General features: G+C 58.0%; 9 protein-coding genes. 3 read left to right on the forward strand and 6 right to left on the reverse strand.

Annotated features, from left to right (window positions below; translation table 11 throughout):
* Nucleotides 1–124: 124 nt before the first annotated feature.
* Both DBV39_RS18050 and arsJ read left to right on the forward strand, forming a co-directional pair.
* Nucleotides 125–1,174, forward strand: coding sequence for an ArsJ-associated glyceraldehyde-3-phosphate dehydrogenase (locus DBV39_RS18050; RefSeq protein ID WP_108622782.1), 1,050 nt, complete (start codon nt 125–127; stop codon nt 1,172–1,174).
* Complete coding sequence (gene arsJ, locus DBV39_RS18055; RefSeq protein WP_108622783.1) at nt 1,171–2,430, forward strand: organoarsenical effux MFS transporter ArsJ; 1,260 nt, start codon at nt 1,171–1,173, stop codon at nt 2,428–2,430. The genes DBV39_RS18050 and arsJ overlap by 4 nt, the downstream gene beginning before the upstream one ends.
* A gap of 74 nt (nt 2,431–2,504) precedes the next feature.
* On the opposite strand, the gene DBV39_RS18060 is transcribed toward arsJ, so the two are convergent.
* From DBV39_RS18060 to DBV39_RS18080, 5 genes are all read right to left on the reverse strand, one after another.
* Entirely contained in the window at nt 2,505–3,509 is a 1,005-nt protein-coding gene (locus tag DBV39_RS18060; RefSeq protein ID WP_108622784.1) for an ABC transporter ATP-binding protein, read from the reverse strand.
* Nucleotides 3,506–4,552 (reverse strand): ABC transporter ATP-binding protein, encoded by a 1,047-nt coding sequence (locus DBV39_RS18065; protein WP_108622785.1) that lies wholly within the window; start codon nt 4,550–4,552, stop codon nt 3,506–3,508. The genes DBV39_RS18060 and DBV39_RS18065 overlap by 4 nt, the downstream gene beginning before the upstream one ends.
* 2 nt (nt 4,553–4,554) lie before the next feature.
* Nucleotides 4,555–5,454 carry an ABC transporter permease gene (locus DBV39_RS18070; RefSeq protein WP_108622786.1) on the reverse strand — a complete coding sequence of 300 codons (900 nt, stop codon included), beginning with the start codon at nt 5,452–5,454 and terminating at the stop codon, nt 4,555–4,557.
* 23 nt (nt 5,455–5,477) lie between these two features.
* Nucleotides 5,478–6,431, reverse strand: a complete 954-nt coding sequence (locus tag DBV39_RS18075; RefSeq protein WP_108622787.1) for an ABC transporter permease — start codon at nt 6,429–6,431, stop codon at nt 5,478–5,480.
* Nucleotides 6,432–6,538: 107 nt separating this feature from the next.
* A complete protein-coding gene (locus DBV39_RS18080) occupies nt 6,539–8,143 on the reverse strand; it encodes an ABC transporter substrate-binding protein (RefSeq protein WP_227870943.1) in 1,605 nt (534 codons plus the stop codon).
* A 259-nt stretch (nt 8,144–8,402) separates the two neighbouring features.
* On the opposite strand from DBV39_RS18080, the gene DBV39_RS18085 reads away from it, so the two are divergent.
* Nucleotides 8,403–9,128 carry an aspartate/glutamate racemase family protein gene (locus DBV39_RS18085; protein WP_227870703.1) on the forward strand — a complete coding sequence of 242 codons (726 nt, stop codon included), beginning with the start codon at nt 8,403–8,405 and terminating at the stop codon, nt 9,126–9,128.
* Here the strand turns inward: DBV39_RS18085 and DBV39_RS18090 are convergent.
* Nucleotides 9,101–10,318: an MFS transporter gene (locus DBV39_RS18090; protein WP_227870704.1), complete on the reverse strand. Its 1,218-nt coding sequence runs from the start codon at nt 10,316–10,318 to the stop codon at nt 9,101–9,103. The two genes, DBV39_RS18085 and DBV39_RS18090, sit on opposite strands and share 28 nt — an antisense overlap.
* Between the last annotated feature and the right edge of the window lie 2 nt (nt 10,319–10,320).

Here is a 10,320-nt window from a genome sequence, read left to right on the forward strand (position 1 = left end):
TTTGTATAAACTTCTACTTTTATCGAAATGTCGAAGAGAGGTCGTGGCGATCACTATTCATCGTCCGGACTGAATCGAATCTGGCAAGGCATACCCGATCATGAATCGAAACGGAGGTTCCAGGATGCGCGTAGGAATAAATGGTATGGGACGAATCGGACGGCTCGCATTGCGGGCCGCTCTCGGTGGTGTGAACCGTCCTGCTGAGGATCCACGGTTGACGCAGCGTCTGGATGTCGTCCATGTCAACGAGATCAAGGGCGGTGCCGAGGCAGTCGCTCATCTGCTTGAGTTCGACACGACTCAAGGTCGCTGGCGTGAAGACATCCACGCCCCGCAACCAGATCTGATTGAACTCGGAGGGCGACACATTGGTTATTCATCCTTTGCCCATCCCTCCCGGATTCCGTGGGGCGACCTTGGGGTCGATCTGGTGCTGGAGTGCACCGGGAAGTTCCTGTCCCCGGAAGATCTGCAGGGGCACCTGGATCGAGGTGCAAAGCAGGTCATCGTTGCCGCCCCGGTCAAGACAGGAAGCGTTCTGAACATCGTGTACGGCGTCAATCACGATTTGTATCAGCCGGGCCATGACAGGATCGTGACGGCTGCTTCGTGCACCACCAACTGCCTCGCGCCCGTGGTCAAGGTGCTTCACGACTCGATCGGGATTCGTCACGGGCAGATCACGACCATTCATGATCCGACCAATACCAATGTGGTGGTCGATGCATTGCACAAGGATCTGCGCAGAGCACGTAGTGCCATGCAGAGCCTGTCACCGACCACGACCGGGAGCGCGACGGCTATTGCCTTGATTTATCCCGATCTCAAAGGAAAACTCAACGGACATGCGGTCCGTGCCCCTGTACTGAACGCTTCGCTCACGGACTGTGTCTTCGAGATGCGCAGGGATGTCACGGTCGAGGAGGTCAACGCACTGTTTATGAGCGCGTCCAGAGAAGGGGCGCTTGCCGGCATTCTGGGCTATGAGCAGCGGCCACTGGTCAGCGCAGACTACGCTGGCGACACCCGGAGTTCGATTGTGGACGCCCTGTCCACCATGGTCACGGACGGCACCCTGCTCAAGGTCTATGCCTGGTATGACAACGAGATGGGATTCTCCTGCAGAATGGTCGACCTGGCAGGCTATATCCGCGAGCAGGGCCTGTCATGAGCCAGTCCGAGCTTGGGCCAGACCGCGGCGCGGTCCGGCAGTATGCGGTCGTGACGGGTGCCTACTGGGGATTCACCTTGACGGACGGCGCGTTGCGCATGCTGGTTTTGTTGCATTTCTACCAGCTTGGCTATTCTCCGTTCACGCTGGCCTTTCTGTTCCTGTTGTACGAGTTTGCCGGGGTGCTGGCAAACTTGATTGGTGGCTGGCTGGCGACCCGGTACGGCATCACACGCATGCTCAAGATTGGCCTGTCTTTGCAGATTGCCGGCTTTCTATGTCTGTCCGCGCTGTCGCCTCAGTGGTCAGTGACGCTTTCAGTTGTTTGGGTGGTGATGTCACAAGGCATCTGCGGTGTGGCCAAAGACCTGACCAAGACAGCCTCCAAATCAGCAATCAAGATCACGGCCAGTCAGGCACAAGGTCAGCTGTTTCGCTGGGTAGCGTGGTTTACGGGCAGCAAGAACGCCATGAAGGGAATTGGGTTCTTTCTGGGTGGATTGCTGCTCCAGGTGCTCGGGTTTTCTGGTGCGTTATGGGCGATGGCTGCAGGACTGCTTGTCGTGCTGGCTGGCGTGATCTGGCAACTGCCGCCGTTGATGGGGCGCAGCAAGGCTTCATCGACTGCCCGTGAACTGTTTGCCAAGAATCGCGCCATCAATCTGCTTGCTGCTGCCAGGGTGTTCCTGTTTGGCGCAAGAGATGTCTGGTTTGTGGTCGGTGTGCCGGTATTCTTGTATGCATCTGGCTGGACATTCACCATGGTCGGTGCCTTTCTTGCTGTCTGGACGATCGGATACGGAATGGTGCAGGCTGTTGCACCGCAGTTGGTGCGGCGTAGTCAGGACGGCCTGTCAGCAGAAGTGCCAGCTGCCAGGCTCTGGTCGGGCTTGCTGGCCATTGTGCCGATCGCACTTGCAGTCCTGGTCAGTCAGAACGTTGCACATCTTGAGTGGTGGGTGGTGGCGGGTCTCGGAATATTCGGGTTTGCGTTTGCAGTCAATTCGTCGGTGCATTCCTATCTGATTCTTGCGTATGCGGGTTCAGAGAAGGCCGCTGAAGATGTGGGGTTCTACTACGCTGCCAACGCAGCAGGACGACTGATGGGGACGCTGTTATCCGGTCTGCTCTATCAGTGGGGCGGACTGGTCCTGTCGCTATCGGGGTCAGCCATCATGCTTTGTCTGTGCTGGCTTATCACCTTGATGCTTCCGGTGCGGGCGCAGTCCGGATCCTCGCAGAGTGTCGCGCGTTAGATGGGCCGGATGGGCGCAAAGTGAGCCCATCCGGCCTGTCGTGCTGCTTGGTACGTACTGGTAGTGCGGCATTTTCAGACGGCTGCTGTGGTTGCCTCTGATACCGATTCGATGCGGATGCAGCGTGCCCGGTGAGTGTCATCGATCCAGGTTTCCTGCGGATCAATCTGACGACATTGTTCAGTTGCCCTGGGACAGCGAGGAGCAAACGAACAGCCCTCTGGCAGGTTAGCCAGATCGGGAGGGGATCCGGCGATCGTTTCAAGTCGTTCGCCTTTGGCGAACCCGCCATGCGATGCGCTCCTGAGCAATGCCTGGGTATAGGGGTGCGCCGGATGCCGGATGATCTCCCGAACCGGGCCTTCCTCTACGATTCGTCCCGCATACATTACGGCGATTCGGTCAGCTACTTCGACCGCCGCGCCGATGTCATGGGTCACAAAGATGACCGACAGGCCGAGCTCACGCTGGAGTTCCCGTAACAGCAGCAAGATCTGGATCTGGACAGTCGCGTCAAGTGCAGTTGTGGGCTCGTCCGCAAGCAGAAGCTTGGGTCGGCTCGCAAGCGCTAGCGAGATCATGGCGCGTTGGCGCATGCCCCCGGACATCTCGTGCGGATAAGCATTGAGTCGGCGTTGCGGACTCGGGATCCGGACCCGTTCGAACAGATCCAGTGCCCGCTGAAGGGCTTCTTCACGGGTTACGTTGTCATGGCGGCGAATGGCTTCGGTGATCTGCTCGCCGACTGTGTAAACGGGATCCAGTGCCAGCAAAGGCTCCTGGAAGATCATTGACACCTTGCTGCCACGAAAGTCAGCCAGCGCCTTGCCCGAGAGCGTCATGACATCCTGCCCGTCCACCAGGATGCGTCCTTGCATCTGCGTGCGCCGCGGCGGGTGCAGCTTGAGGACCGATCGCAATGTGACACTTTTACCAGAACCTGACTCACCGATCAGTGCGATGACTTCGCCACGCTTGACGCTGAGGTTGACGCCGTCAACGGCTTTGACTGGCTTCTTGCCCGCATTGAAAGTGATGTTCAGGTTTTCGATCTTGATGAAGGCGAGATCCGTTGTCATGCTGGCTCCTTGATGCGTTCAGGTTTGCGTTTATGCACGAAATCACTATCGGGTTCGTACATCAGACACGCAACAGACTGGCGGTTCTTATGCATTCGCAGTTCGGGCTGCGCCTGCTGGCAGGCGGGCTGGGCGTGGATGCAGCGCGTATGAAAGCGACACCCGGCTGGCGGGTTGATCGGATTTGGTGGGTCGCCAGTGAGTGGTGGCTCCTCAGTCCGGTTATCTGGATCCAGTGACGGGATAGACGACAGCAGAGCGTTGGTATACGGATGCATTGGCGACTCGAACATCGTTTCGCAATCACCGATCTCGATGATCTGGCCGAGATACATCACCATGACCCGGTCAGAGATGTACCGCACGACATTGAGGTCATGACTGATGAAGACGTAGGTCAGCCCAAACTCTTCCTTCAGGTCCAGCAGCAAGTTAAGGACCTGCGCTTCAACCGACTTGTCCAGCGCTGATACTGCTTCATCGAGCACGATCAGTCGCGGTTGCAAGGCCAGCGCCCGGGCAATATTGACCCGCTGACGCTGACCGCCTGACAGTTCGTGCGTATAGCGTGCCGCAAACCGTCTGGGTTCGAGGCCGACGCGCGCGAGCAGGTCATGGGCTCGCTGGATGGATTCCTTGCGGCCGACACCATGGACCTGGGGTGCAAATGCGATCGAGTCTTCAATGGTGAGACGCGGATTAAGAGACGCATAGCTGTCCTGAAACACCATCTGCGCCTGACGTCTGAATGTTTTAAGGTTCAGGTCACGTCCGACTGTCAGACCATCGAACACAATGTCCCCCCGGTCCCGGTCGATCAGGTTCATCAGCAGTCTGGCTGTGGTGGATTTGCCGCAGCCCGATTCACCCACTACGCCAAGCGTTTCGCCCTTGAGGACATCGAATGACACATCATCGACCGCTCTGACAGCGCCGGTTGGACGCCCCAGAAAATCTTTGTTGAGCGCAAAGTGCTTGACCAGGTTCTTGACGTGCAGCAGTGGCTGTCCTGGTCCACCATAATCCGGATGTTTTGGTTTCATGATCAGTCCTTGATTTCCATGGCGCTTCTGAGCCCGTCAGACAGCAGATTGAAGGCGATTGAGGTGATGAAGATCATCACGCCGGGCAGTGCAGCGATCCATGGCTGTACGTAGATGGCCGTGCGCAACGTGTTGAGCATCAGGCCCCACTCCGGCTCTGGCGGTTTGACACCAAGCCCAAGGAAGCTCAGTCCTGATGCGAGAATCATGGACACTGCGATCAGACTGGTGGAATATACGAAGATAGGTCCGAGTACATTGCCCAGCACGTGGACCCGCACAATCGTCATGGCGTTGGCACCAGACGCTCTGGCTGCCTCCACAAAGTCGCGACTTCGGATCTGCGTGGTTACGCTTTCTGCCACCCGCGCAATCGGTGCGATGAACACCAGCGTGAGCGAGATCAGTGAGTTGGTGATGCCTGCCCCGAGTACGCCCGAGAGTGCGATGGCCAGCAGCACCGACGGGAACGCGTAGAACACATCGATCGTGCGCATGATGAGGCTGTTGATCCAGCCACCGGCGTAGCCTGCAATGATGCCGATCACTGACCCGATCACGAATGCGAAGATTACCGGGGTGATTCCCATGAAAAGCGACAGTCGTGCCCCCACGATGAGTCGTGACAGCATGTCGCGACCCAGTTCGTCTGTGCCCAGTGGGTGACCTTCAAAGCCGATCGGCTTGAGGCGTTTCATGATCGAGCTCTGATACGGATCATCAGGAGCTAGCCAGGGGCCAAATATGCCCATGGTGATCAGCGCCAGAATCACCAGAGCGGCACCCATAGCGACCGGGTCGCGCAGAAGTCGTTTGACGACGTTTTCCCAGTAGCCGGCAGATCGTTCGAAGACCAGCTCGGGAACCTTGGACGGATTGACCGTCACACTGAGTGAGTTCATTTCAGTTTCTCCGTGAATCTGGGTCAGGTACGCGCGATGCGCGGATCAAGAATGCTCTGCATGGTGTCCACGATTAGGTTCAGCACAACGAAGAACGTTGCGAGCACCAGAATCGTTCCCTGGAGCAGAGGCAGATCACGCTGGAAGATGGCTGAATTGAGCAGCAGGCCTGTTCCCGGCCAGGAGAACACGGTCTCGATGAGGATGGAGCCTCCCAGCAGATAGCCGAGTTGCAAGCCCATCACGGCCAGTGCGGTGGGAGCTGCGTTCTTGACGACGTGCCAGAAGATACCCAGATCTGTCAGTCCTTTGGCGCGCAGACCAACAATGAATTCCTGGTTCAGGATTTCAGCGACCAGTGCGCGAACGGTGCGGGCGATGATTCCCATGGGGATCACGCTCATGGTGATGGCGGGCAGGATGATGTGTTGGATGTGTACCCAGTTCCATTGCCAGTCGCTTGATCCGCCTGGACCCGCACCACTGGGTGGCAGCCACATCAGGGTGGAGCTGAAGATGATCACGAGAACCATACCCAGCCAGTAGTGTGGAACACTCACACCTAGAACCGAAGTAGCCGAGGCGGCTTTGTCGATCCATGAGTTCTGGAAGTAGCCCGCTACAAACCCGAACAGACAGCCGAGCACAAAGCCGATCAGGGTTGCGACCCATGCCAGTCGCAAGGTGTTGACCACGGCCGTCATCACTTCCTGTGTGACTGGGCGTCCGGTAGCGATCGAGGTTCCCAGGTCTCCTTGCAATGCTCGTCCGATCCAGGAGATGAACTGTTCATACAGGGGGCGATCGAAACCGTAGAGCTGGCGCAACTGGTTTTGCAACTCAACAGACGCGTCGGCAGGCAGGATAGAAACCAGGGGGTCACCGGGTGACAGGTGAACCAGCGCAAAGCAGACCAGTGCGACACCGAGCATGATGGGCACGGTGTAGATGATTCTTCTGATCAGGAAATTCAGCATGGGGTACCTCGAATTGACAAGTCAGGCAGGACCATGACGTCCTGCAGAGCCCTGACGGGCAAGTGCCCGCCAGGGCGGACAGGGCGAGTGCCCTGTTCCGGTCACTACTACTGCATCGACATTGGTGCGATATCGATGAACCAGCTCTTGGGCTGGACTACACCTTGCACTTTCGGGCTCATGACGCGAGGTCCAGTGTCGTGTGCAATCCAGACAAAGGGGGCTTCCTCGACGATCTTGGCGTGTAGCTTGGCCAGTGCCGCGTCACGGGCCTCGTCCTCGAAGGTCGTCCGGGCGTTGGCGATCAGTTCGTCAAGCTCCGGGCTGGTGAAGTAGCCCCAGTTATTCGACACTGGAGGCAAGGCACCACTACTGGAAAAACGTACCATTGCAAAGAATGGATCCATGGCCGCGAAGCTCACGTTGGTGGCCGTGGCACCGTTGGCCGACGGATCCTTGGCACCTTTGCGCCAGTTGGTAAAGAGGGTGTTCCATTCGATGACATCGAACTCGATGTCGATGAAGCACTCCTTCAGGGACTGCTGGACGTATTCGTTCATGGGCAGAGGCTGCATCTGACCTGAACCGGATGCCGAGATCTGTACCTTGGTCTTCATCGGTTTGTCCGCCGAGTAGCCAGCTTCCTGCATCAGTTTCTTGGCGGCGTCCGGGTCGTAACGGATGTCAAACGTCGGATTACCCCACCATGGGTGTCCGGGCGGTACCGTTCCTTTGGGGATGCCCATCTGTCCGCCGAGCAGTGTCTTCAGCCCTTCGCGATCCACGCACAGATTGGCTGCGTGCCTGACACGCTTGTCGTTCCAGGGTGAGCCTTCGACAAACGACAGTTGCCAGGGCCAGACGTGTGGCTGGGGGTTGCTGTAGATCTTGAACCCGCGTGATTCCATTTGCGGAATGGCGTCTGGGGAGGGGGCCTCGATCCAGTCGACCTGCCCGGAGAGCAGCGCAGCTGTTCTCGCGTTGGCTTCAGGCATCGGGATCATGATCACCCGGTCAAGGGTGGGCGTGCGCTTGGGGTCCCAGTAATCCTTGTTGGCGACAACCTCCAGGCGTTCACGCGGGACAAAACGATCCATTTTGAATGGGCCTGTTCCGGATGCATCTGAGGCAAAAGCGATCCAGGCCTGCTTGGCACGTTCGGATGGGTCGGTCACATTAGCGGGTACCGCGTCGTACTTGGCCTGCCAGTGCGTCGGTGATGCCATGAACAGATTGGTCAGGTTGATCGGCAGGAACGAGTCTGGTTCACTCGTGGTGAGTTCAACAGTGAAGTCATCAATCTTGCGCGCACTGCGTAGTGTGGGCATGCGCGAAGCAGTGACACCCACCTGACTTGCATCAAAATGTGGTGCGTTCTGGTCCAGCACTTTCTGTACGTTCCAGACGACCGCATCGGCGTTGAACGGCGATCCATCGTGGAATTTAATGCCGTCGCGCAATTTGAAGATCCACTTGGTCTGATCCTGCGGATCAACTTGCCAGGAGGTCGCCAGGCCCGGAATCAGTACACTCGGGTTGTCGTAACTCGACAGATCCCAGTGAGTCAGCGCGTCGTACATCGGGATGCCGCTAAACCGGTTGCCTTCAAAGCCTTGATCGGGCTGACCCAGTGTGCGGGGAATGTCTGCTGCAGTCATGCCGATACGCAGTACTTTCTCCTGTGCGGCGACCGGGCCCGCCGTAACGGCCATGAGTGCGGCGCAAATCGCAGCCAGTCGCAGTGGTCCGAATGTGCGGCGGTGAGTGGGTGATGTCGATTTCATGAGCTCTCCAGATTGATTGGATGGAACAGATTGCAGAGGCTGGGCAGGCTTGCATTCACCTCTTTACGCTTCACCAGGGTTGATGCATAGTGCAGCCTGCATGAATAAATCCCCCGTGGCGTTTGCGATGCAGCAAGAACCGTGCCAATGACCGGAGTGCCCCTGACCTTTCTGACTGGAGTCCAACTTGAAATTGCTTGTCATTAACCCCAACACATCGGTCGAAATGACCCACTCGATTGATGTCGCTGCACGCGCGATTGCTGCGGCAGGTACCGAGATCCGGACAGTGTCCGGCGCGTTCGGACCGCTATCAATCGAAGGACATTTTGATGAGGTGATTGCTGCGGCAGCCGTGGTTGAACAAGTACGTGATGCCCGGGACTGGTCACCCGATGGCATCGTGATCGCGTGTTTCGGTGACCCGGGCCTTGATGGTGCGCGCGAGGCGAGTGATGCACCGGTTCTGGGCATTGCCGAGGCAGCGTTTCATGCGGCAAGCATGGTCGCTACAGGATTCTCGGTTGTGACGACGATGTCGCGAACCTGCATCATTGCCGAACATCTGGTCCAGCGTTACGGTTTTGGACGTGCCTGCCGTGGCATTCACGGAACCGACATTCCAGTGCTGGAGCTGGAAGACTGCAATGGCGAGACTTTTGAACAGATGGTGCAGGTGGCCGAGCAGGCGCTTGAGCGAGACCGAAGTGGTGCGATTGTTCTGGGGTGTGCGGGCATGGCCAGTGCCTGCCAGACTATGCAGCAGCGGCTCGGCGTTCCAGTCATTGACGGGGTGGCTGCAGCCGTGACTTTTGCGCAGGCGCTCGCCACCCTCAAAGTGGGGACGTCCAAGCGTGGCGATTATGCCAGACCTTTGCCCAAGGCTTATGTGGGCTGGCGCGGCTGGGACTGACTGATCCGGGCTGGTCTGGACCACCATACTGCCAGCCAGAAAGTGGCGGCCAGCAACACGCTCAGGCCTGCTATGGCTGCAATGACGGGCTGATACGACTGGCCAGCCTCCCAGATCCAGGCGGCAGCCAGGGGCATGATCGCGCGCGCGATCGTGGCACAGACGTTGATGATGCCGTTCAATGCACCGTAAGCGTGCTTGCTAAGCATTTCCGGCACCATAAAGCTGCGTACGATCGTGAAGATCCCGTTGACCAGACCGTAGACTGCGAACAAGATAGCTACTGTCCAGACACTAAGGATGGCAGGGTAGAGAAGTGCAAAGGTCACGGGGAACACGCCGATCAGAATCGCACCCACGATACGCAAGGGCATCTCCCTGGCAAAGACCGTAATCAGAATCCGTCCCACGACCTGGGCGGGACCGATGACGGCGATCGCCAGCACCACATCGGACTCAGACAGTCCTTTCTCCTGAAGCATGGGATACATGTGAAAGGTGAAAGCCGAGAAGCTTCCGGCGTAAACGGTCAGCGCGATGAGCAGGATCCAGAACAACCGGCTGCGCAGATTGTCTCTGACGATCTGCCGGTCACGCATGGCATGCTCGTGTCGCATCTGCGCGTTCTGTGCGTGTTCGATGTCCTTGTCGGGCCGGATAGTGGCCAGGTAGATCAGCCCGTACACAACGTTGACCAGACCCAGCAACAGCAGGGTTGTGCGCCAGTCGAAATGGGTGATGAGAGTACCGGTGACAGGAACGAATACGGTTGACGCAAATCCGCCCCACAAGGTGATATGAGTGATGCCACCGCGGGCGTTGGCAGGTCCGACCCGACGAGCGAGCACGGCAAACGCGGGCTCATACAGGATGGCGGCCTGAACCGCACCAGACAGGGCGCAGATGACATAAAAGGCGAGCAGGCTTTCCGTGACAGACCACCAGCCAAGTACGGCCATGGCGGCAAGCGAGGCGCCTCCCATGATCCATTTCCCCCAGCCGCGATCAATACCAACCCCGACCGGGTAACTCAGCATGGCTGTGACCAGCAAGCCCAGTGTTGCGCCAGCATAGAGTTGTGCCTTGGTCCAGCCCAGGTCCTGCTCCATGCCGAGCACGATCAGCGGAAAACTGTAGTAAAGCGTTCCCCAGGAACAAATCTGTCCAATACCGAGAATGGCGGCCAGCATGG

This window comes from Orrella marina, from assembly GCF_003058465.1.
GTDB classification, from domain to species: Bacteria; Pseudomonadota; Gammaproteobacteria; order Burkholderiales; family Burkholderiaceae_B; genus Algicoccus; species Algicoccus marinus.